This window comes from Pseudoflavonifractor sp. An85 (assembly GCF_002161235.1).
GTDB lineage: Bacteria > Bacillota > Clostridia > Oscillospirales > Oscillospiraceae > Enterenecus.
Window position 1 is genome coordinate 37,471 of the sequence record NZ_NFHE01000001.1, and the last position, 22,729, is coordinate 60,199.

General features: G+C 58.9%; 24 protein-coding genes and 1 other annotated feature. Of the genes, 19 read left to right on the forward strand and 5 right to left on the reverse strand.

The features are described from left to right. Positions 1–15 precede the first annotated feature (15 nt). The 13 genes from B5G37_RS00200 (at position 16) to tyrS (ending at position 12,676) form a co-directional block, all read left to right on the forward strand. Positions 16–957: a DNA-binding protein gene (locus B5G37_RS00200; protein ID WP_087252908.1), complete on the forward strand. Its 942-nt coding sequence runs from the start codon at positions 16–18 to the stop codon at positions 955–957. Then, positions 954–2,174: an exodeoxyribonuclease VII large subunit gene (gene xseA, locus B5G37_RS00205; RefSeq protein WP_242962710.1), complete on the forward strand. Its 1,221-nt coding sequence runs from the start codon at positions 954–956 to the stop codon at positions 2,172–2,174. The genes B5G37_RS00200 and xseA overlap by 4 nt, the downstream gene beginning before the upstream one ends. Beyond that, positions 2,165–2,401: an exodeoxyribonuclease VII small subunit gene (locus tag B5G37_RS00210; RefSeq protein ID WP_087252910.1), complete on the forward strand. Its 237-nt coding sequence runs from the start codon at positions 2,165–2,167 to the stop codon at positions 2,399–2,401. Before xseA ends, B5G37_RS00210 begins: the two co-directional genes overlap by 10 nt. Further along, complete coding sequence (locus B5G37_RS00215) at positions 2,391–3,275, forward strand: polyprenyl synthetase family protein (protein WP_087252912.1); 885 nt, start codon at positions 2,391–2,393, stop codon at positions 3,273–3,275. The genes B5G37_RS00210 and B5G37_RS00215 overlap by 11 nt, the downstream gene beginning before the upstream one ends. Before the next feature lie 13 nt (positions 3,276–3,288). Continuing rightward, entirely contained in the window at positions 3,289–3,726 is a 438-nt protein-coding gene (locus B5G37_RS00220) for a divergent PAP2 family protein (RefSeq protein ID WP_087252913.1), read from the forward strand. Between the two features lie 28 nt (positions 3,727–3,754). After that, positions 3,755–5,590 (forward strand): 1-deoxy-D-xylulose-5-phosphate synthase, encoded by a 1,836-nt coding sequence (dxs, locus tag B5G37_RS00225; protein ID WP_343229672.1) that lies wholly within the window; start codon positions 3,755–3,757, stop codon positions 5,588–5,590. Further along, positions 5,583–6,392, forward strand: a complete 810-nt coding sequence (locus tag B5G37_RS00230; protein ID WP_087252917.1) for a TlyA family RNA methyltransferase — start codon at positions 5,583–5,585, stop codon at positions 6,390–6,392. The genes dxs and B5G37_RS00230 overlap by 8 nt, the downstream gene beginning before the upstream one ends. Next, a complete protein-coding gene (locus tag B5G37_RS00235; protein ID WP_087252919.1) occupies positions 6,389–7,258 on the forward strand; it encodes an NAD(+)/NADH kinase in 870 nt (289 codons plus the stop codon). Before B5G37_RS00230 ends, B5G37_RS00235 begins: the two co-directional genes overlap by 4 nt. A gap of 4 nt (positions 7,259–7,262) precedes the next feature. Then, complete coding sequence (locus tag B5G37_RS00240) at positions 7,263–7,718, forward strand: arginine repressor (RefSeq protein WP_087252921.1); 456 nt, start codon at positions 7,263–7,265, stop codon at positions 7,716–7,718. A gap of 29 nt (positions 7,719–7,747) precedes the next feature. Continuing rightward, positions 7,748–9,439, forward strand: coding sequence for a DNA repair protein RecN (gene recN, locus B5G37_RS00245; RefSeq protein WP_087252923.1), 1,692 nt, complete (start codon positions 7,748–7,750; stop codon positions 9,437–9,439). An 18-nt stretch (positions 9,440–9,457) separates the two neighbouring features. Beyond that, complete coding sequence (locus B5G37_RS00250; RefSeq protein ID WP_087252924.1) at positions 9,458–10,255, forward strand: Cof-type HAD-IIB family hydrolase; 798 nt, start codon at positions 9,458–9,460, stop codon at positions 10,253–10,255. Between the two features lie 28 nt (positions 10,256–10,283). Further along, positions 10,284–10,533 (forward strand) — a binding site (T-box leader). Between the two features lie 27 nt (positions 10,534–10,560). Continuing rightward, on the forward strand, positions 10,561–11,430 hold the full coding sequence (locus tag B5G37_RS00255; protein ID WP_087252927.1) for an EamA family transporter: 870 nt from the start codon (positions 10,561–10,563) through the stop codon (positions 11,428–11,430). A 16-nt stretch (positions 11,431–11,446) separates the two neighbouring features. After that, positions 11,447–12,676 (forward strand): tyrosine--tRNA ligase, encoded by a 1,230-nt coding sequence (gene tyrS, locus B5G37_RS00260; RefSeq protein WP_087252929.1) that lies wholly within the window; start codon positions 11,447–11,449, stop codon positions 12,674–12,676. A 45-nt stretch (positions 12,677–12,721) separates the two neighbouring features. Here the strand turns inward: tyrS and dapB are convergent, their stop codons facing one another. The 3 genes from dapB to asd are packed head-to-tail and all read right to left on the reverse strand — an operon-like array spanning position 12,722 to position 15,497. Then, entirely contained in the window at positions 12,722–13,474 is a 753-nt protein-coding gene (gene dapB / locus B5G37_RS00265; RefSeq protein ID WP_087252931.1) for a 4-hydroxy-tetrahydrodipicolinate reductase, read from the reverse strand. Between the two features lie 11 nt (positions 13,475–13,485). Then, the gene (gene dapA / locus B5G37_RS00270; protein WP_087252933.1) at positions 13,486–14,373 is read right to left on the reverse strand and encodes a 4-hydroxy-tetrahydrodipicolinate synthase; all 888 of its coding nucleotides are present in this window, start codon (positions 14,371–14,373) and stop codon (positions 13,486–13,488) included. Positions 14,374–14,408: 35 nt separating this feature from the next. Further along, positions 14,409–15,497, reverse strand: a complete 1,089-nt coding sequence (asd, locus tag B5G37_RS00275) for an aspartate-semialdehyde dehydrogenase (protein ID WP_087252934.1) — start codon at positions 15,495–15,497, stop codon at positions 14,409–14,411. 290 nt (positions 15,498–15,787) lie between these two features. Here asd and queA point away from each other — a divergent pair, with 290 nt between their 5' ends. The 6 genes from queA (at position 15,788) to lysS (ending at position 21,064) form a co-directional block, all read left to right on the forward strand. After that, on the forward strand, positions 15,788–16,810 hold the full coding sequence (gene queA / locus B5G37_RS00280; RefSeq protein WP_087253030.1) for a tRNA preQ1(34) S-adenosylmethionine ribosyltransferase-isomerase QueA: 1,023 nt from the start codon (positions 15,788–15,790) through the stop codon (positions 16,808–16,810). Between the two features lie 23 nt (positions 16,811–16,833). Further along, entirely contained in the window at positions 16,834–17,967 is a 1,134-nt protein-coding gene (tgt, locus tag B5G37_RS00285) for a tRNA guanosine(34) transglycosylase Tgt (RefSeq protein ID WP_087252936.1), read from the forward strand. Between the two features lie 101 nt (positions 17,968–18,068). After that, a complete protein-coding gene (yajC, locus tag B5G37_RS00290; protein WP_087252938.1) occupies positions 18,069–18,386 on the forward strand; it encodes a preprotein translocase subunit YajC in 318 nt (105 codons plus the stop codon). Positions 18,387–18,450: 64 nt separating this feature from the next. After that, positions 18,451–18,882: a TIGR04086 family membrane protein gene (locus tag B5G37_RS00295; RefSeq protein ID WP_158099317.1), complete on the forward strand. Its 432-nt coding sequence runs from the start codon at positions 18,451–18,453 to the stop codon at positions 18,880–18,882. 164 nt (positions 18,883–19,046) lie between these two features. Next, the gene (gene greA / locus B5G37_RS00300; protein ID WP_087252942.1) at positions 19,047–19,520 is read left to right on the forward strand and encodes a transcription elongation factor GreA; all 474 of its coding nucleotides are present in this window, start codon (positions 19,047–19,049) and stop codon (positions 19,518–19,520) included. Between the two features lie 32 nt (positions 19,521–19,552). Further along, positions 19,553–21,064 (forward strand): lysine--tRNA ligase, encoded by a 1,512-nt coding sequence (gene lysS / locus B5G37_RS00305; protein ID WP_087252943.1) that lies wholly within the window; start codon positions 19,553–19,555, stop codon positions 21,062–21,064. Positions 21,065–21,234: 170 nt separating this feature from the next. Here the strand turns inward: lysS and B5G37_RS00310 are convergent, their stop codons facing one another. Together B5G37_RS00310 and B5G37_RS00315 are read right to left on the reverse strand one after the other, a co-directional pair. After that, on the reverse strand, positions 21,235–22,464 hold the full coding sequence (locus B5G37_RS00310; protein WP_087241949.1) for a site-specific integrase: 1,230 nt from the start codon (positions 22,462–22,464) through the stop codon (positions 21,235–21,237). Positions 22,465–22,521: 57 nt separating this feature from the next. After that, a complete protein-coding gene (locus tag B5G37_RS00315; protein ID WP_006573960.1) occupies positions 22,522–22,722 on the reverse strand; it encodes a hypothetical protein in 201 nt (66 codons plus the stop codon). Positions 22,723–22,729: the final 7 nt, after the last annotated feature.

Genomic DNA, 22,729 nt, shown 5'->3' on the forward strand with positions numbered 1-22,729 from the left:
AGGGAGGGCATAGCCATGGCAGGAATGTGTTTGGGGTTTGATACCAGCAACTACACCACGTCGGCGGCGGTGTTTGACGGCAGCGTGGGAGAGAACCGAGGAAAGCTTCTCACCGTACCGGAGGGAAGCCTGGGCCTGCGCCAGAGCGAGGCGGTGTTTCAGCATGTCAAACGCCTGCATTTGATGACGGAGGCCTTGCGGTCCGACGGGGCGATGGGCCAAATTCAAGCGGTGGGCGCTTCCACCCAGCCCCGGGAAGTGGAGGACTCCTATATGCCCTGCTTCCTGGTGGGAGAGGGGCAGGGCCGCTCCCTGGCCGCTGCCCTGGGCGTCCCCTTCTATCCCTGCTCCCATCAGCAGGGACACATTGCCGCCGCAGCTTGGTCGGCAGGGCGGGAGGATCTGCTGGATCAGCCCCACCTGGCCTGGCATCTGTCCGGTGGCACCACCGAGCTGTTGGTGGTCCATCCTCAGGGCCATACTGTGACCGCCCAGGTCATTGGCGGCACCTCGGACATCTCTGCGGGCCAGCTGGTGGACCGCATCGGGGTGATGCTGGGTCTGGACTTCCCGGCGGGGAAAGCCATGGACGTGCTCAGCCGGGATTCCCAGGAGGAGAAACATTTTGCGGTGAAAACCAAAGAGGGTACCTTCTCTCTGTCCGGTATGGAAAATAAAATCAAGGCCATGGCAGAGCAGGGAGCAGCTCCTGCCGACGTGGCCCGGTTTACTTTTGAGACCCTGGCCTCGGTTCTGGCTCGCACCACCGCCTGGGCCCAGAAGCAGTATGGCAACCTGCCGGTGCTGTGCTCCGGTGGCGTGGCATCCAACACCTTGCTGCGCAGCCGCCTGGAGCCTTTGGGTGCCATCTTTGCTCCGCCCCAGTATTCCACGGACAACGCCCTGGGTGTGGCGATCCTGACCCACCGGGCTTTGGAGCGGGGGGTACAGCCGTGAGCGGCGCCCAGCTGCCCGTGTATTCTGTCTCTCAGGTCAACGGCTATTTGAAGGAACTGGTGGACTCCGATCCGCTGCTGCGTGGCCTGCTGGTGCGGGGGGAAGTGTCCAACTACAAGTGCTATCCCTCCGGGCACCACTATTTTTCTTTGAAGGACGAGCAGGGGAGCATTCGCTGCGTCATGTTCCGGGGGGATGCATCTCGTCTGCGCTTTCGGCCTGCCAACGGCATGTTGGTGATCGCCTACGGGCGGGTGGCCGTCTACCCCAGAGACGGACAGTACCAGCTCTATTGTTCCCAGCTGATGGAGGACGGACGGGGCGCTCTGGACCGGGCCTTTGAGGAGCTGAAACAGAAACTGGAGGCCCAGGGCCTCTTTGATCCGGATAAAAAACAGCCTTTGCCCGCCTACCCTGGGCGCATTGCCCTGGTGACCTCTCCGGCGGGGGCTGCGGTGCGGGACATGATCCGCATTCTCCGCCAGCGCTGGCCCATGGCTGGGGTGCTGGTAGTGCCGGTGCGGGTGCAGGGAGAGGGCGCAGCAGAGGAGGTTGCTGCCGCCCTGGACCTGGTCAACCAACGCACGGACATTGACCTTATCATTACGGGCCGAGGCGGCGGCTCTCGGGAGGACCTGTGGGCCTTCAACGAGGAGCCGGTGGCCCGGGCCATTGCCCGTTCCCACATCCCCGTCATCTCGGCGGTGGGCCACGAGCCGGATGTGACCATCTCCGACTATGTGGCGGACGTGCGGGCTTCCACCCCCTCCAACGCCGCGGAGCTGGCGGTACCCGATGCCAGACAGGAGGCCCAACGGCTGGAGGGGCTGACGGTGCGACTGCGTCAGGCCATGGAGGCCCAGGTTCAGCTGCGTCGGAGAGAGTTGCTGCGTTTGCAGCAGAGCCGGGTGCTGCGCAATCCCGTAGCGGTGGTGGATGACCAGCGTATGCGCCTGGACGGCATGCAGCATCGCCTGGCGCTGGCCCTGGAGCGTACCCTGCGCCAAGGGCGGGTGGAACTGGCCGGACTGGCCGGAAGTTTGGACGCCATGAGTCCCTTGAAGGTGTTGGGGCGTGGCTATGCCATTGCTCGGCACCAAAACCAGACTGTAACCACAGTGCACCAGATTTCCACAGGAGATGATGTGGATGTGATGGTGGCAGACGGTGTGTTGCACTGCCGTGTGGAAGATAAGGAGGAGCAGCAGTGGCAGTAAAAAAGAAGAGCTTTGAAGAATCCATGAAGCGACTGGAGGAAATTGTGGCCCAGCTGGAAAAGGGCGAGTCGGGATTGGATCAATCGCTGAAACTGTTTGAAGAGGGAACGGCACTGGCGGGAAGTTGTGCCCAGATGCTGGACCAGGCCGAGCAGAAGGTCCAGCTGCTCTTGGGCGGTCAGGAAGAAGTTCCCTTCCAGGAAGGAGCGCAGACAGATGGAGTTTGAGACACAATATGACCAGGCCCGCCAGATGGCGGAGCAGGCCTTGAAGGAAAGCCTTCTGGATATGGGCCCCCACCAGGAGCTGCTGCAAGCCATGCGGTACAGCCTGTTGGCCGGGGGCAAGCGGATTCGTCCCGTGCTGGTGCTGAAGTTCTGTGAGGCCCTGTGTGGAGAGATGGAGCCGGCGCTGGACTATGCTGTGGGCGTGGAGATGCTCCATACCTATTCCCTCATTCACGATGACCTGCCCTGTATGGACAACGACGATTTGCGTCGGGGCAAGCCCACCTGTCACAAGGTGTACGGCGAGTGCACAGCGGTTTTGGCGGGAGATGCCCTCCAGGCGGAGGCTTTTTCCCGGTTGGCCACCTCTCGGCGCACGCTGCGTCCGGAATCCAACGGCGAGGCCTGCGCGGTGCTGGCTCAGGCAGCCGGAGCCGTTCAGGGCATTTGTGCGGGGCAGTACCTGGACATGAATGGGGTTGCCCGAGATGAGGAGAGCCTCAATCAGGTGCACAGCTGGAAGACGGCAGCTTTGTTAAAGGCCGCTTGCCTGCTGGGCCTCACCGCCGCCCCTGTGGCTCCCACCAAGGAGCAGTGGAAGGCGGCCAAGGAGTATGCCCAGGCACTGGGCATGGCCTTCCAGATTCGGGACGACATGCTGGACGAGGAATCTACCACCCAGGAGCTGGGCAAGCCCGTGGGCTCCGACCGGGAAAACGGCAAGGTGACCTACGCCACCTTGTACGGCCTGGACATCTGCCAGGAGCTGGTGCAGCGCTACACCCACCGGGCCAAGATGGCAGTGCAGGAGGCGTTCCCCAACAGTGAATTTCTTTGTGCCCTGGCCGATGCTTTGGCCAAGCGGGACCACTGAGGGGGACTGCGCTATGATTACGCCCATTTTGTTTCTGGCTGTGGCGGCTTGGGCCATTGCTCAGGCGTTGAAAATGGTGATTTCTGTAATCGTCTACCGAAAGGTGGACTGGAGTTATCTGTTTACCGGGGGTGGAATGCCCAGTTCCCACTCCGCTCTGGTGTGCTCTTGTGCTGCCGCCATTGGCATGACCGAGGGCATTGACCAGCCCATTTTTGCCCTGGCTGTGGTAATGGCCTTCATCGTGATGTACGATGCGGCCAACGTCCGCAAGGAGACGGGAGAGCAGGCCAAAATTCTCAATTACATCATGAAGAACTGGGACGAATACAAGCCCGAGCTGTTTGCTGAGGAACTGAAAGAGCTCATTGGCCACACGCCGTTGCAGGTGGCTGCCGGTGCAGTGCTGGGCGTGTTGGTGGGGGTCACGGGAACCTTGCTGCTCCTGTGACCCGTGCACCGGGAAGGAGTGGAACGGCGTGTTGCCTCAACATATGAGTGAAATGACGGATCAGCAGGCCAGACAGCTGTGCCAACAGCTGCGGGTGCAGATGATCCAGTCTGTGTCCAAGACGGGAGGACATCTGGCCTCCAGCTTGGGCGTGGTGGAAATTCTGGTGGCGGCCCACCGGGTGTTTGACCTGAATGTGGATCGGCTGGTTTTTGACGTGGGCCACCAGTGCTATGCCCACAAGATCCTCACCGGGCGTGGCTCTGCCATGAACACCCTGCGGAAATTTGGCGGTCTGTCCGGATTCCCCAAACCCTACGAGAGCCGTGCGGATGCCTTTATCGCAGGACATGCCTCCAATTCTATATCGGTGGCTCTGGGCATGGCCCGGGCCCGCACTGTCAACGGAGAGAATTACAGTGTCCTGGCTCTCATCGGAGACGGGGCCCTCACCGGTGGACTGGCCTTTGAGGGGGTGGCGGACGCGGGCAGCAGCGGCGAGCCCTTGATTGTCATCCTCAATGATAACGGCATGTCCATCACAAAAAATGTGGGTGGCGTGGCTGCCCACCTGTCCCGGCAGCGGCTGAAACCCCAGTACCTGCACCTGAAAAAACTTTATCGCAGTGTGACGGGGAAGAATGCTGTGGGACAGGCTGTGTATAAGGTCACCCACCGGGCCAAGAAGATGGTGAAGGACGCCATTTTGGGCTACTCCATGTACGAAGACATGGGCTTTACCTATCTGGGACCGGTGGACGGCCACGACGTGAGCTATCTCACCCGGATGCTGCGCTATGCCAAAGAACTGAACAGCCCGGTGCTGCTCCACGTCAAAACTGTAAAGGGAAGAGGCTATACACCTGCTGAGCGAGAACCGGATCGCTTCCACGGGGTAGGCCCCTTTGATGTGGAGTCTGGACTGGCTGCCAGCAAAGGGGGCGGGGAGAACTTCTCTGCCGTGTTCGGCCAGACCATGTGTGAGCTCGCAGCGGAGAAACCGGAGTTGGTGGCCATTACCGCCGCCATGCAGTCGGGGACGGGACTGAGTGACTTTGCCAAAACCTATCCTCAGCGCTTCTTCGACGTGGGCATTGCCGAGGGCCATGCGGTGGCCATGAGCGCAGGCCTTGCCAAACAGGGGGCACTTCCGGTGTTTGCGGTGTACTCTTCGTTCTTGCAGCGCGGGTATGACATGCTCATCCACGACATGGCCCTGCAAAACCTCCACGGCATTTTTGCCGTGGATCGGGCAGGTCTGGTGGGCGAGGACGGCGAAACCCACCACGGAGTCTTTGACGTGGGCTTTTTGAGTACCATCCCCGGTATGCAGATTTTGTGCCCTGCCAGCTTTGCCGAGCTGCGGGCCATGCTCCGTCACGCCGTCACCGAGATGACCGGTCCTGTGGCGGTGCGCTACCCCAGAGGCGGGGAAGGGACCTGGAAGGACATGGCCGGCGTGGAGGGCACCACAGTGCTTCAAGAAGGTGGGGACATCACCCTGGTGGCCTACGGCACCATGATTGACCAGGTGCTACAGGCTGCCCAGCTGCTCCAGCAGCGGGGATACACCGCGGATGTGCTCAAGCTCAACAGCATCCGCCCCTTAGATCTGGGTCCTGTGGTGGGAAGTATTGCGCACACCGGTCGGCTCTTGGTGGCCGAGGAGTGCAACGATACCGGCAGTGTGGGGCGCACCATCGTCTCCCAGCTGGCCTTGCAGGGGCATGCGGTACAGGCGGCTTTGGTGAACCTGGGCGACGGTTTTGTGCCCCAGGGCTCGGTGGCCCAGCTGCGAGCGATGAAGGAAATTGATGCAGAGGGTATCTGCAAGAAAGCATTGGAGATGATGACCGGTGGCTAAAAAACGACTGGATGTTCTGATGGTGGAGCGGGGCTTTGCCGAAAGCCGGCAGAAGGCCCAGGCCATCATCATGGCCGGACAGGTATATAGCGGGGAAAAGCGGATGGACAAGGCAGGAATGACCTTGGACGAGGATATCCAGTTGGAGGTGCGGGGGCAGACCCTGCGCTACGTCAGCCGAGGCGGGTTGAAGCTGGAGAAGGCTATGAAGCACTTCCCCATCGACCTGTTGGGCAAGACGGCGGCGGATATCGGCGCGTCCACCGGCGGCTTTACCGACTGCATGTTGCAAAACGGGGCGGCCAAGGTGTATGCCGTGGACGTGGGCTATGGCCAGCTGGCCTGGTCCCTGCGCAGCGATGAGAGGGTGGTGGTGCTGGAGCGCACCAATGCCCGTTACCTCTCCCACAAGGAGATCCCCGACGTGCTGGACTTTGCCTCCATTGACGTGTCATTCATCTCCTTGAAGTTGATTCTTCCCCCGCTGCGCCAGCTCATGAGCGAGGAAGGGGAAGTGGTGGCCCTCATCAAACCGCAGTTTGAGGCAGGCCGGGAAAAGGTGGGCAAAAAGGGCGTGGTCCGGGACCCTGCCGTCCACCTGGAGGTGCTGCAGAACTTCACTCAGCACGCTGCCGAAGCGGGATTTACCGTCAAAGGCATTGACTTTTCCCCCATCCGAGGCCCGGAGGGGAACATTGAGTATCTTGGATATATGCAGGCCCAGCCGGGGGAACCGGAGTGGGGAGACTTGGAGGAGCTGGTGCGCCGCTCCCACGCCCAATTAGAAGGAGAACATGCATGAAGGTGCTACTCAGCCCAAACCCCTATCGAGACCGGGGCTTGAAAACGGCCATGACGGCCAAGCGCATCCTGGAGGACAACGGCGCCCAGGTGGTGATCTGCCTGCCTTTTGACCTGGAGGAGTCCGGCCGGATGCACCTGCCCGCCCACCAGCCCTTTGGCGAGATGAAAGCGGAGCTGGAGGACACTGATGTGCTGGTGTGCTTTGGCGGCGACGGCACCATCCTCCACGCCGCCCGGGACGCCAACGCTCGACAGATTCCCGTGCTGGGTATTAACCTGGGCAGCGTGGGCTTTATGGCGGAACTGGAGCAGCACGAGCTGTCCATGCTCAGCCGTTTGACGGCTGGGAAGTACTCCATTGAAAAGCGGATGATGTTGGACATCACCGTGCGTCGGGACGGGCGCCGAGTGTTTTCCGAGACTGCCCTCAACGACGCAGTGGTCACCAAGGGCACCTCAGTGGCCCGGGTGTTGGATTTACAGGTGACAGGGGACCGGACGGTGATCTCCTCCTTCTCTGGGGACGGTGTGGTTATTGCCACCCCCACCGGGTCCACCGCCTACTCGTTGGCCGCGGGAGGCCCCATTGTGGAGCCTACGGCGGAAAATATGATTGTCACCCCCATCTGCGCCCACTCCCTCCACGCCAAGCCCTTTGTGCTGGGCAGTGAGCGGTCGGTGGGGGTACGTCTGGCCCCCGGGAGCCGAAAAAATGCCAGCTTGTCGGTGGACGGCGGACGGGCATTTAAAATCCAGCCCGGGGACTGGGTGGAGTGCCGCAAGTCCCGACAGGTGACCCGGCTGGTGAAACTCACGGGCCGCACCTTCTACGAAGTGATCAATCAGAAATTGGGAAAGGCGTGAGAGGATGAAGTCCAAGCGACAGTCGGAAATTTTGCGCATCATCGCATCTCAGGATATCGAGACCCAGGAGCAGATGCTGGAGAGCCTGCGGGGATGCGGGATTCTGGCCACTCAGGCCACCATTTCCCGGGACATAAAAGAGCTGAACCTGGTCAAGCAGCCCACGGGAAACGGGTCCTACAAATATGTGGTGGCTACCAACAAGCAGCCCCACCACAACTTTGCCGGACGCCTGCGCAACATCTTCAAAGAGGGGGTCACCTCCTTTGACGTGGCCCAAAACATTGTGGTGGTCAAAACCATGCCCGGTCTGGCCTCTGCCGCCGGTGCGGCCCTGGACGGAATGGAGATTGACGGCTTTGTGGGATCTCTGGCCGGAGATGACACGGTGATTATGATTATGAGAAACAACCACCTGGCCGAGGAATTTTGTCGAGATATGGCGGCGATGCTGGACTGATCCGGCATGCCTGGAGGTTGAGAAAACAGATGCTTTCTTTGCTACACATTGAGGACATTGCGGTGATCTCCCAGGGGGAAATCGCCTTCGGCCCGGGCTTTAACGTGCTCACCGGTGAGACGGGAGCAGGTAAGTCCATCGTGGTGGACGCCATTGGAGCCATCATCGGCGGGCGTACCAGCCGGGACCTCATCCGTACGGGGGCCAAGTGCGCCCGGGTGACGGCGGTGTTTACCCAGCTGCCCGCTCTGTCCTGGTTTGAACAGTACGGCATTGCCCCGGACGAAAACGGGGAATTGTTGGTGGAGCGGGTAATTCAGCCCGACGGCAGGAACACCTGTCGGGTCAACGGCCATCCGGTGCTGGTGACCCAGCTCAAAGAGCTGGGTAGCCAGCTTTTGAACATCCACGGTCAGCACGACGGCCAGCAGCTGTTGGATGAGGAGACCCATCTGGACAGCCTGGACAACTTTGGCCACCTGGTGCCCCAGCGGGAGGACTATGGGGTGGCCTATGATCAGGTGCGCCAGCTGCGCCGCCAACTGCAAGCGGTGCATATGGACGAGGGAGAGAAGGCCCGGCGGATGGACACCCTCCAGCACCAGATTGGAGAGCTGGAGCGGGCTCAGATCCGGGTGGGCGAGGAAGAAGAACTCACCGCCCAGCGGGAAATCCTGCGCAACGCCGAGCGCATTACCCAGGCGGTGGATCAGGCATGGCAAGCATTGAGCGGCGGAGACATGTCCGACGGGGCGGTGGCCTTGCTCACCAGTGCCGAGGACGCCCTGACCCAGGGAGGGCGGTACAGCGCCGATCTGGCCGAGCTGGCCCAAAAGGTGGCTCAGCTGCGCTATGCGGCCGACGACGTGGCAGAGCTGGTGCGGGACGCCCGCAGTGACCTGGACTTCTATCCCGGTCAGCTGGATGACGTGGAGGAGCGGCTGGATCAGCTCCACCGCCTCAAGCGCAAGTACGGGGCCGACGAACAGGCCATGCTGGACTATCTGGACCGGTGTCAGAAGGAGCTGGACAGCATCCAGTTTTCCGACGAGCGCCGGGAGAAACTGGAACAAGAATTGAATCAGGCCCTGCAAGTGGCCCGTGAAAAAGCGGAAAAGCTGTCCCAGACCCGAAAAAAAGCGGCCAATGTGCTGGCAAAGCGCATCCAGGGGGAGCTGTCTGCCCTGGATATGCCTCGGGTGCAATTTGAGGTGGAGTTCGACTCCGTGGAGGGGGAGGACGGTCTGGGCGAGTGGGGCATGGACCGGGTGCGGTTTTTGATGTCCGCCAACCTGGGTGAGGACCTCAAGCCCATCCACCGCATTGCCTCCGGAGGTGAGCTCAGCCGCATTATGTTGGCGCTGAAAAATGTGCTGGCTGAGACCGACTGTGTCACCACCATGGTCTTTGACGAGGTGGATACCGGTGTGTCCGGTCGGGCGGCCACCAAGGTGGCCCAAAAGCTCTACCAGGTGGCCCGGGGACGGCAGGTGCTGTGTGTCACCCATCTGCCCCAGATTGCCGCTATGGGCGACGTACACTTCTCCGTGGAAAAGGGAGAGCGGGATGGCCGCACCTACACCCACGTGGAGCAGTTGGACCGTTCCCAGCGGCGGGAGGAACTGGCCCGGCTCAGCGGCGGCGCTTCCACTGCAATTTTGCTGGAGGGGGCAGAAGAACAGCTGCAAAAGGCGGAAGCCTGGAAACAAACACAAGCATAACACGGAGGAACCCTTTTCATGATACGAGCCATTTTCTTTGACATTGACGGGACCATGGTGTCCTACCGCAACAAGATCATGTCCCTGAAGCTGCGGGAGGATTTGAAGGCCTTGCAGCGGGCGGGCATTCTCATCTTTGTCTGTTCCGGACGGGCCCCTCAGGACCTGAAAAGCACCGGAATGCTGCGAGATGTGGAGTTTGACGGGTATATTACCATCAATGGCCAGTGCTGCTACAATGCCCAGGGGGTCTATCGGGACAACCCGGTGCCGGTGGAGGACCTGCGGGCCGCTATGGCGGTGCTGGATGCCCATCCGGAGCTGGCAGCTTTGGTGGAGGAGAACGGGGTGAGCTACCTCACCTGCCACAACCAGCGGGTGGATGAGGTGTTCGAGTTTTTACATACCCAGAAATACCCGGTCATGCCGGTCCAGCGGATGCTGGAACACAAGACGTATCAGTTTGTCCCCTTTGTCAGTCAGAAAGAGGAGGAGCTGTTTGTCTCGGTGATGCCCGGGTGCAGCTCCACCCGCTGGCATCCCCTGGGCATCGACGTGATGGCCAAGGGGGAGGGCAAGGCCGACGGCATCCGGGCCACCATGGAGCACTATGGTTTGAAAACCGAGGAAACCATGGCCTTTGGAGATGGGGAGAACGACCTGACCATGATGGCCCTGGTGGGCACGGCGGTGGCTATGGGCGATGCGGACGACCGGGTGAAGCAGTTGGCCCATTACGTCACCGCCACGGTGGAGGATGAGGGCATTTCCCAGGCCCTGCGCCACTTCGAGATTCTCCCCCAAGAAAGCGTTTGACAAGCACGGATTGCTGTGCTATCATCAAAACAATGCGTCGAAGAGGACAAGTAGCCATCACACAACGGCTCAGAGAGCTTCCGGTTGGTGCGAGGAAGTGCAGGTGTGAGGGGTGAATACACCTTGGAGCAGCCCCCTGAAACGGCCCCGGATGTGGGGAAAGTAGGGGAGGACGGGTGCGCCCGATATCGCGCGCGGAGTTGTTGACAACTCCCTGAGGCCGACTTTCGCGAGGAAGCGGCAAACAGAGGTGGTACCGCGTCTTTCACGCCCTCTGTCCTACGGGACAGGGGGTGTTTTTATTTATGTCAATGCAAAAGTCTGAGCACAACGGCGTGGTGCTGGTGCTTCTGGCCGCTATTTTGTATAGCCTGGGTGGGGTGTGCATCAAGATCATTCCCTGGAGCAGCATGTCCATCAACAGTGGGCGCAATCTCATCTCCCTGGTGGTCATTGGGGTGTACCTGTGGCGCATGGGGCATCGGCCCCGGTTCAACCCTTGGATCGGGCTGGGTGCTCTGGCCATCTGCGGCACCAACACCCTGTTTACCATGGCCAACAAGATGACTACGGCAGCCAATGCCATTGTGCTGCAATTTACCGCTCCCATCTTCGTGCTGCTGCTCACCGCCCTGGTGTGGCGGAAGCTGCCACGGCGAGGCGAGCTGGTGGCCTGCGGCGTGGTGGTGCTGGGGGTTCTGTGCTTTTTTGTGGACAGCCTCCAGGCAGGTGGTATGGCGGGCAACGTGGTGGCTTTGCTGTCCGGGTTTAGCTATGCGGGGGTGTTTCTCCTCCAGGACATGCCGGACTGTGACCCCATCTCCTCGGTGTTCTGGGGCAACGTGTGCAGCGCGGTGATTGGCCTGCCCTGGCTGGTGGCGGAGCGCAGCGTGACAGCGACCTCCCTGGTGAGCCTGGTGGTACTGGGTGTGTTCCAGGTGGGGCTGGCCTACATCCTGCTGACCATGGGACTGGCGCGCACCTCGGCGGTGACCGCCAGTCTGGTCTCCGGTATCGAGCCCATTTTGAACCCCATTTTGGTGGCCCTCATTTACCATGAGACCATTGGCGGGATGTCCCTGTTGGGGGCGGTCATCGTCATTGGCGGCGTGGTTGGATATAATGTGTGGAAGACGAAAGCGGATGCGGCCCAGGCCGTGCCCGATAAATCATGATAAAGGAGTAAGTTTGATGAAATTATACGACGAACTGGTCCACCGTGGCCTCATCGCCCAGGTGACCAACGAGGAAGAGATTCGAGAGATGATCGACAACGGCAAGGCCACCTTCTACATCGGTTTTGACCCCACTGCCGACTCCCTCCACGTGGGCCACTTCATGGCTCTGTGCCTGATGAAGCGTCTGCAAATGGCAGGTAACCGCCCCATTGCCCTCATTGGCGGCGGCACCGGCATGGTGGGCGACCCCTCCGGCCGCAGCGACATGCGCACCATGATGACCCCCGAGACCATCCAGCACAACTGTGAGTGTTTCAAAAAGCAGATGGAGCGGTTCATTGAGTTTGGCGAGGGCAAGGCCATGATGGTCAACAATGCCGACTGGCTGATGGACCTGAACTATGTGGAGCTGCTGCGGGAAGTGGGCGCCTGCTTCTCCGTGAACAACATGCTTCGCGCTGAGTGCTACAAGCAGCGCATGGAAAAGGGTCTGAGCTTCCTGGAGTTCAACTACATGATTATGCAGTCCTACGACTTCTACTACCTGTTCCAGCACTACAACTGCAACATGCAGTTTGGCGGCAACGACCAGTGGTCCAACATGCTGGGCGGCACCGAGCTCATCCGCCGCAAGCTGGGCCAGGATGCCCACGCCATGACCATCACCCTGCTGCTCAACAGTGAGGGTAAGAAGATGGGCAAGACCGCTGCCGGCGCTGTGTGGCTGGACCCCAACAAGACCAGCCCCTACGACTTCTACCAGTACTGGCGGAACGTGGAGGATGCCGATGTGCTCAAGTGCATCCGTATGCTCACCTTCCTGCCTCTGGAGCAGATCGATGAGATGGACAGCTGGGAGGGTAGCCAGTTGAACAAGGCTAAGGAAATTCTGGCCTACGAGCTCACCGCCCTGGTTCACGGCAAGGAGGAGGCGGAGAAGGCTCAGGCCGCTGCCAAAGCTCTGTTTGCCGGCGGCGGAGACCGCTCCAGCATGCCCACCACCACCCTGTGCCAGGACGACTTCTGCGAGGGTAAGATCGGCATTCTGGACCTGCTGGTCAAGTGCGGCCTGTGCCCCTCCAAGGGTGAGGCCCGCCGTCTGGTGCAGCAGGGCGGCGTGTCCGTCAACGAGGAGAAGGTCACCGACGTCAACGCCCAGTTCTGCTGTCAGGACTGCGGCACCGACGGGGCCATCATCAAAAAGGGTAAGAAGGTCTTCCACTGCGTGAAGGTTGCCGAATAACAAAAAAGTCCTCTTGGACAGCAGCTGCTGTCCAAGAGGACTTTTTTATACCAAATAAGACATGTCGTACAGGCCGGGGGCTTGGACCTGGGCCAAAAATTTGGCGGCCCGAACGGCCCCATTGGCAAAGACCTCTCGGCTGGCGGCGTGGTGGCTGAGTTCAATGACCTCATCCCGTCCGGCGAAAATCACCGTGTGGTCACCTACAATGGTGCCGCCCCGCACGGCGGAGATGCCAATCTCGTGGGGACCACGGGGTTGGCGTACACTGTGGCGGTCATACACATACTCCGGCTCATAGGGCAGGGCAGAGGCGGCGGCGTCGGCGATCATCAGCGCGGTGCCGCTGGGAGCGTCCACCTTGCGGTGGTGGTGTCGCTCCACAATCTCCACGTCGTAGTCCTGCCCCAGCACGGCGGCGGCCTTTTTCACCAGATCCAGGAGCACGTTGACGCCCAGGGACATGTTAGCCGAGCGGAACACAGGAATGTGCTGGGCGGCCTGGGAAATAGTCTCCAGCTGTTCCTGGTCATACCCTGTGGTGGCCAGCACCACGGGGAGATTGCGCGCCTGACACATCTCCAGCAGAGGAGCCAGAGCGGAAGGGTGGGAGAAGTCGATGACGGCATCCGCCTCCACATTGCAAGAGGCAGGGGAGGAGAACACGGGGAAATCCGGGTTCTTCTGGCCCAGAATATCAATGCCTGCCACCACCTCCACCTGAGGATCAGAGGCGCAGATGTCGGCCACCACACGGCCCATGTGGCCGTTGCAGCCGGAAATGATTATCTTTTGCATGGGAGCGCTCCTTACAGCAGGCCCATGCGGGCCATGGAATTGCGCAGAGTTTCCAGGTTCTTCTCCGACATGTCACATAGGGGCAGTCGCAGTCCACCCATGTCCATGCCTACCAGATTCAAAGCGGCCTTGATGGGGATGGGGTTGACCTCCAGGAACAAAGCGTCGATGAGGTCCATGTACTGGATTTGCAGCTTGGAGGCAGCCTCAAAGTCGTTGTCCAGGCACAGACGGGTCATCTTGACCATGACCTCGGGGATGAGGTTGGAGGCCACCGAGATGACGCCCTTGGCCCCCAGGGCCATCATGGGTACCACCTGGTCGTCGTTGCCGGACCAGATGTAGAAGTCATCCCCACACAGGTACCGGGTGTGGGCCAGCAGGGAGAAGTTGCCGGAGGCCTCTTTCACGCCGTTGATTTGGGGGTTCTGGGCCAAGTGACGGTAGGTTTCTGCAGTGAAGGACACGCCGGTGCGGCTAGGTACGTTGTAGAGAATGATGGGCAGATCCACCCGATCAGCGATGTACTCGTAGTGGCGAATGAGGCCGGTCTGGCTGGCCTTGTTGTAGTAGGGGGTGACGTGGAGCAGGGCATCGGCGCCGGAGTCCTGGGCGTGCTGGGACAGGTAGACGGCGGCGGAGGTGTCGTTGCTGCCTGCGCCGGCAATCACCTTCACTCGGTGGTTGACCCGCTTGACGCAGAACTCCACCGCGGCAATGTGCTCCCGGATGGACATGGTGGCGGACTCACCGGTGGTACCACAGACGCACACGGCATCCACGCCAGCCTCGATTTGGGCATCAATGAGCTTGCCAAAGGCGTCATAGTTGATGGCACCATTGGGGTCAAAGGGGGTGACTAGAGCCGGACAGGCGCCGGTAAAGACGGGGGTGCGCATAGGGCAACTTCCTTTCTTTGAGAGATGGGGGTGGATTAGTGGATGGGGTCCATGTACCCTTCTGCACACAACAGTTCAGCCAGCAGCACAGCGCCGCCAGCAGCGCCACGCAGGGTGTTGTGGGAGAGGGAGACAAACTTGTAGTCGTACTGAGTATCTTCTCGCAGACGGCCCACGGAAATGGCCATGCCGCCCTCCAGGTCCCGGTCCAGCTTGGCCTGGGGCCGGTTGTCCTCCTCAAAGTAGTGGAGGAACTGCTGGGGAGCGGTGGGCAGTTTCAACTCCTGGGCGCGGCCCTGGTAGGTGCGCCAAGCTTCTTTGATCTGCTCCACGGTGGGCTTGTTTTTAAAGGTGACAAAGGCTGCGGCGGTGTGGCCGTTGGACACGGGTACCCGCAGGCACTGGGCGGTGATGGCGGGGGCGTCGGCGTTGACGATGACCCCGTTTTCCACCCGGCCCCACACCTTCAAAGGCTCCTGCTCGCTCTTTTCCTCCTCGCCGCCAATGTAGGGAATGAGATTATCCACCATTTCCGGCCAGGTCTCAAAGGTCTTGCCCGCCCCGGAAATGGCCTGATACGTACACACCAGCACCTTCTCGATGCCATAGCCCAGCAGAGGAGTGAGGGCGGGGACATAGCTCTGGATGGAGCAGTTGGATTTCACCGCGATGAAGCCCCGCTGGGTGCCCAGCCGCTTTCTCTGAGCGGGAATGACCTCCAGGTGCTGGGGGTTGATTTCGGGGATCACCATAGGCACATCGGGGGTCCAGCGGTGAGCGGAGTTGTTGGACACCACCGGGCATTCGTGCTTGGCATAGGCTTCTTCCAGGGCCTGAATCTCCGCCTTGGTCATATCCACCGCAGAAAAGACGAAGTCCACGGCGGAGGAAATTTGATCCACGTCATCCTGGGCGCTGAGGAGGGTCATGTCACGGGCTTCCTCGGGAATAGGCACATCCATGGCCCAGCGACCAGCCACTGCCTCCTCATACCGCTTTCCAGCGGAACGGGGGCTGGCAGCCAGAACCGTGAGCTGGAACCAGGGGTGATTGGCCAACAGGGTGACGAAACGCTGTCCCACCATACCGGTGGAGCCGATGATACCGACTTTGTATGTTCTCACAGGGATGACCTCCTCCTGCCCACAGGAAAGAAAGTGGTTGAAAGGTGGGCAGATGTTGTATTATAATAGAGCAGAATGTGCACCGATGGGGGGAGTGTCCCTCCAACGAATAACGACAGAATGCTTACAAGACATCATAACATTATCGCATTAAAGTGTCAATTTGTCATTTCCTTTTTTGGACAAAAAATTTCCATAGAAGATGACTGAAAGAGACGTGACAGAATATGGTATGCGGCAGAAGAAGTGAGTATGCCGCAGGTTATGGTGGAAAGAACGGTGGGAAAAGCGTGAAAACATCTGATTTTTATTTTGATTTGCCCGAGGGGCTCATTGCTCAGACTCCGCTGGAGCGGCGGGATAGCTCTCGGTTGCTGACCCTGGATAAAACCACAGGTCGGACCCAACACATGCACTTCTATGACCTGCCCAAGCTGTTGCGGGCCGGAGACTGCCTGGTGCTCAACGACAGCCGGGTATTGCCCGCGCGTCTGCTGGGCCATCGTAGCGGAGGCGGAGCCTGTGAGGTGCTGCTGCTCATCGACCGGGGCGAGAAGGTGTGGGAGTGTCTGGTGCGCCCGGGTAAGAAGTTGCGCACCGGGGCCAAAATCAGCTTCGGCGAGGGCGAGCTCACCGCTGAGGTGGTGGGAGAAGTGGAGGGGGGCAATCGCCTGGTCCGCTTCGACTACGAGGGAATTTTCCTGGAAACCTTGGAGAAGCTGGGGAAGATGCCTCTACCTCCCTACATCAAGGAGGAGCTGCAGGACGCCGAGCGATACCAGACGGTGTACTCCAAGGTGGTGGGCTCTGCTGCTGCTCCCACCGCTGGCTTGCACTTTACCCCTGAGCTGCTTCAACAGGTGCAGGACATGGGGGTGAAGGTGTGTTATGTCACCCTCCATGTGGGCCTGGGAACCTTTCGCCCGGTGAAGGCCGAAGAAGTCACCGACCACGAGATGCACTCGGAGTACTGCGTCATCTCTCAGGAGACGGCGGATATCATCAACCAGACCAAGGCCTCCGGAGGCAGGGTGATCTGCGTGGGCACCACCTCCTGCCGTACCATTGAAAGCTGGGCCAACGAGGACGGAACCATGGAGGCCAAGGCGGGGTGGACCAACATCTTCATCTACCCCGGCTACCGGTTCAAGGTGCTGGACGGCCTGATCACCAATTTCCACTTGCCGGAATCCACCCTCATCATGCTGGTCTCCGCCCTGGCGGGCCGGGAGCATGTATTGGCGGCGTACAAAGATGCGGTGGAGAACCGGTACCGATTCTTCAGCTTTGGAGATGCCATGTTCATCTCCTGACTTGAGATAAAAAGGAGAATATCATGTTTGAACTGTTGAAAACCGAGGGAAAGGCCCGCCGAGGCCAGCTCACCACCCCCCATGGTACGGTGCAGACCCCCGTGTTTATGAATGTGGGCACGCAGGGGGCCATCAAGGGTGGTCTGTCCGCCTTTGATTTGAAGGACATCGGCTGTCAGGTGGAGCTGTCCAACACCTACCACCTGCATCTGCGCCCTGGCGACGACGTGGTGCGCCAGATGGGTGGCCTGCACAAGTTTATGCGCTGGGATGGTCCCATGCTCACCGACTCCGGCGGATTCCAGGTGTTTTCTCTGTCCGGCCTGCGCAAGATCACCGAGGAGGGGGTTACCTTTGCCTCCCATCTGGACGGGCGCAAGATCTTCATGGGTCCTGAGGAGTCCATGCGCATCCAGTCCAACCTGGGCAGCGACATCGCCATGGCCTTTGACGAGTGTGTGGAGAACCCCGCCACCTACGAGTATGCCAAGGCCTCCTGTGAGCGCACCTTGCGGTGGCTGAAGCGGTGTAAGGACGAGCACGACAAGCTCAACGCTCAGCCCGACTGTGTCAACCCCGGCCAGATGCTCTTTGGCATCAACCAGGGAGCCACCTTCCCTGACCTGCGCATTTGGCACATGCAGGAGACGGCCAAGGTGGAGTGCGATGGCTATGCCATTGGTGGTCTGGCGGTGGGAGAGCCCACCCAGGTGATGTATGATATCATCGACGCTGTGGAGCCCTACATGCCCAAGGACAAGCCCCGCTACCTCATGGGTGTGGGTACCCCCTCCAATATCATCGAGGCGGTGGCCCGGGGTGTGGACTTCTTCGACTGCGTCATGCCCGCCCGCAACGCCCGCCACGGCAAGCTGTTTACCTGGAGCGGGTGGATGAATATGAAAAATGAGCGGTATAAAACTGACGAACTACCCATTGACCCAGAGTGCGATTGCCCCGTGTGCCGCAACTTCTCTCGGGCCTATGTGCGCCACCTGTTCACCGCCGGAGAGATGCTGGGTATGCGTCTGGCGGTCATGCACAACCTGTACTTCTACAACAAGTTGGTGGAGCGTATCCGTCAGGCCTTGGATGAGGGTACCTTCCAGCAGTTCCGGGAAACCTATTCCGAGAAGCTGGCCCAGCGGATGCCCTAAAACAGATGCCAGAAAAAAAGGCTTGTGTTTCAGGGAAAATCCGGGTATAATGACACGTGATGTATCTTTTTACAATCCACACATAAAAGGAGAATCGTTGTATGCCTGCCGAAGCAATGTCTAGCATTCTTATGATCCTGCTGATGGTCGCCATCTTCTATTTCCTGCTCATCCGTCCCGAGAGCAAGAAGAAGAAGGAAGCTGCCGCCATGCGCAACAGCCTGAAGGTGGGAGACCAGATCACCACCATTGGTGGCATCGTGGGTACCATCTGTGCCATCAAGGAGGAGACCATTGTCATGGAGACCGGCGCCGATCGCGTGCGCATCGAGTTCACCAAGTGGGCCATCTCCAGCAAGGGCACCCAGAGCAACCAGGACGCTCCTGCCACCCAGGAGAAGGAGTCCAAGAGCAAGTAATTGCGGTATGAGAAGCACCCCTTTCGCATATGGTGAAACAACCATGTGGAAAGGGGTGCTTTTTTTGCGTAAGGACGAGGGAAAACGGGGGAGCCCAGCCCAGATGGTTTTGGGCGTGGCATTGGGAACGGCTATTGCGGTGGTTGTGGAGCTCCTGGTTCTGCTCCTGGGAGCCGTGGCCATATCCGGAGGTGTGATGCGGGAGGACAGCCAGTTGCAGTTGGTAGCCCTGGGATGTGTGTTGGGCAGTCTGGTGGGCGGGCTGGTGTGCGCCAGTCGGTGGCCAGTTCGAAAATTGCTGGGCGGTCTGGCGGTGGGAGCCACGTATGATGTGCTGCTCTGGCTGGTCAGCTTGGCCCGGGGAGGAGGCCGGGTTTCCGATGTTCGGGGAGTGGTGGTACTGGTCTGCTGCCTCTGTGGCGGAACTCTTGCGGGTCTGTTGTGTTTGAAGTTCTCGCAAAAGAGGCCTTCCGGGGCGCGACGCAGCCGGGTCTAGACATTTTGAATTGGCAGAGGGAGCCAATTCCCTCTGCCAAAGGCCTTGACAAGCGGCAAGAAAATCTCTATAATTCGAAGGAACATCTATAAATATATAATGGACATGTTACGAGCTGCCGTCTGTTGCGGCTTCTATTTTTTAGCGTTGAAAGGATGAACGTCATGGCCAAGGAATACAAGCTCAGTGCAGAGCGTTTGGAAGAACTCAAGCAGGAACTCAACTATCTCAAGACCGTTCGTGAGAAGGAAGTGGCCGACCAGATCAAGGAAGCCCGTTCCTTCGGCGACCTGTCCGAGAACAGCGAATACGACGAGGCCAAGAACGAGCAGGGCAAGCTCTACTCCCGCATTGCCGAGATCGAGAACATTCTGGCCAACTGCTCCGTCATCGAGGAGACCGACGCTGACCCCGACACCGTGCGTCTGGGCAGCAAGATCACCGTGATGGACACCATGCTGGACGAGGAGGAGACCTACCAGGTGGTGGGCTCTCAGGAGGCTGATCCCATGAACGGCCGTATCTCTGAGGAGTCTCCCTTTGGCAAGGCCCTGCTGGGTAAGCGTATTGGGGATACCGTCATTGTGGACGCCCCCGCCGGCAACATTGAATACAAGGTCGTCAGCATCCAGCGCTAAGCAGACGACGGATACGAGAAGGAGAGACGATTATGTCGGAACAGAAGAAGCAGAACCAGCAGAATGTGCAGGAGGAGCCCTCCCTGTCCGAGCTGCTGCAAATTCGCCGGGACAAGCTCTCGGAGCTCCAGGCTGCGGGGAAGGACCCCTTCACCGTCACCAAGTATGACGTGACCCACCACAGCAATGAGATCAAGGACAACTTTGAGGCTATGGAGGGCCAGATCGTCCGTCTGGCTGGCCGTTTGATGAGCAAGCGCGGCATGGGCAAGGCTATTTTTGCAGACCTGCAGGACGGCGGCGGACGTATCCAGCTCTATGTCCGCATCGACGATGTGGGCGAGGAGGCTCTGGCCACCTTTAAGAAGTACGACATCGGCGATATTGTGGGCGTGGAAGGCGACGTGTTCCGCACCAAGCGTGGTGAGATCTCCCTCAAGGCCCACACCATCACCCTGCTGTCCAAGTCCCTGTTGCCTCTGCCCGAGAAGTTCCACGGCCTCACCGACGTGGAGACCCGGTGCCGTCAGCGCTATGTGGACCTGATTGTCAACCCCGAGGTGCGCCGCACCTTTGAGATTCGTTCTGCCTTCATCCGCCACGTGCGCAACTTCCTGGACAACCGTGGCTACATGGAAGTGGAGACCCCGGTGCTCAACACCATCTCCGGCGGCGCCACCGCCCGACCCTTCATCACCCACCACAACACCCTGGATATCGACATGTACATGCGTATCGCCACCGAGCTGCACCTGAAGCGCCTGGTGGTGGGTGGTTTGGAGCGTGTGTACGAGATTGGCCGTATCTTCCGCAACGAGGGTATGGACACCAAGCACAACCCCGAGTTTACCTCCGTGGAGCTGTACCAGGCTTATGCCGATTTCCACGATATGATGGACCTGTTTGAGGATCTGCTTAGCACGGCTGCCCAGAAGATTCTGGGCACCTATCAGATTCAGTGGCAGGGCCAGAACATTGACCTGACCCCCGGCTGGCCCCGTCTGACCATGGCTGAGGCCGTCAAGCAGTACACCGGCCTGGACTTTATGGCGGTCACCGACGACGCCGAGGCCGTGGCTCTGGCCGCTTCCATCGGTGTGGAGCTGCCCGAGACCGCTCCCGCCACCTGGGGCAACGCCCTGTACGAGGTGTTCGACCAGAAGGTGGAGGAGAAGCTGATTCAGCCCACCTTCATCACCATGCACCCCGTGGATGTGTCCCCCCTGGCCAAGCGCTCTCCTGCCGATCCCCGGCTCACCGAGCGCTTCGAGTTGTTCATCTGCCGCAGCGAGATGGGCAACGCTTTCTCCGAGCTCAACGACCCCATCGACCAGAAGCAGCGTTTCCAGCGTCAGGTGGAGCTGCGTGAAAACGGCGACGAGGAAGCCGGTATGATGGACGAGGACTATATCACTGCTCTGGAGTACGGTCTGCCTCCCACGGGCGGTCTGGGCATCGGTATCGACCGCTGTGTCATGATGCTCACCAACAATGACTCCATCCGTGAGGTTCTGCTGTTCCCCACAATGAAGCCTCTGGACTAAAATTCCACAATATATAGTGTCTGACGAAACCGGACGGCACAAGATGTAGTAAAAAGGGCTTACAACTACAACTTTTCTACAACTTTTGCTTGAAATCAGACGGCATCAGACGGGCCAAAATGAAGGGCAAATCCGTGTTTTTTATGCGGATTTGCCCTTTTTTGCAATTTTCACATTAGCACCAAATTACCCTTGATTGCCTCTGCTTTTTCCCTCATGTTTTCTTGCGTAATATGCGTATAAATATCCATAGTTGTGGAAAAATCAGCGTGGCCCATCACCTGCTGGATAAACTTGATGTCGTTGGTGCTTTCACAGAGCCGCGTGCAGAATGTGTGTCTCATGTTATGTACGCTAAAATGCGGCAGCAGTTCCGGCTCACGATCTTCCAGTTCAGCCTGATCCATTTCTTCGGCGTTGTAGGCGATGGAGATACGCTGGATGGCCCGATTGATATTATGGGCACTGAGAAAGTAACCTTCCCGATTCCTAAAAAGGAAACCGTGATACCCATTCATCACAAGGTCTTCCGGATAGAGTGTGTCCATGACTTCAATCAATGTGCGGAGCTGTTCAGCAACCTGCGGATACAGGATAGGGATAGTGCGGGTGCCGCTGGCTGTTTTAGGGGTGGTGATATGAAAACCTGCTTTCCCATCGATCACGCGATAGATCAAGTTGTGATTGACAGAGATGGTGTTGTTCTCCAGGTCCACATCATTTTTAGTTAAGCCGGTACATTCCGCAACACGCATTCCCGTACCGAGCAGTACGACCATGACAGGCAGCCAGTGGCTATACATCGGTGACTTGGAAATGAACTGAAGGAAGTTCTTCTGCTGTGTCATGGTCAGCGCGATTCTTTTCTTCGGGGGCGCCCCGGCTCCCTCTGTTTTGAGAGAGCGGTAGACGCCTTTGCTTGGATTTTTTCGGATGTAGTCATCATCGACCGCCAATTCAAGCGTGGGGTGAATCAGGTTATTGATGCTTTCCAAGGAATTGACCGCAAAGCCTTTTTTCAAAAGCTTCGTGTAAAATGTCAGGATGTCGCTCTTTCGGATGTTGGGCAGGGGAATGTTGGCAAACGGCTCATCCTTCACATAGTTGCTCCAAAGATATTCGTAATTCGCCCGTGTAGAAGCCTTTAACTGGATCTTCGTATCCATGAGGACTTTGAACATATCATTTAGGGTGATTTTCATAGCCTCCTGGGTGCGAATACCGTCTTCGCTGTCACGGTTGAGAACTTTTTCTTTGGCCCGCAGGCTGGCAAGGTCAAAATCATAAATGTACTTTTTCTTCTTACCCAGCTTATAGACAAACATATAGCTGCCGTCTGAGCGTTGTGTTTCTCCTGGCCGCAGGTTGCGGCCTTTGTTGTCTTTTCTAACTTTTGGCATAGGCTGATACCTCCCGATGTTTTGTGTGTTGCTGCGCCCGGAATGGGCAAGGTTCTGTTAGCATGAGATCTCGTACAAATATTCCTTCACTCGCTGAACGCTCCAAAGGACACGAGAATTCATGGTGATGCGGGCGTGGGCCAGGTCGCCGATCTGAACGGCCGTATGCCGCCCGCAGTCGAGCAGTTTGCAAAGCGATTCCGTATCGACCGCCAAGCACTGATCCGGTGAAAGGTCATTGGGTTTTCTTTTTTCCATAATTGCC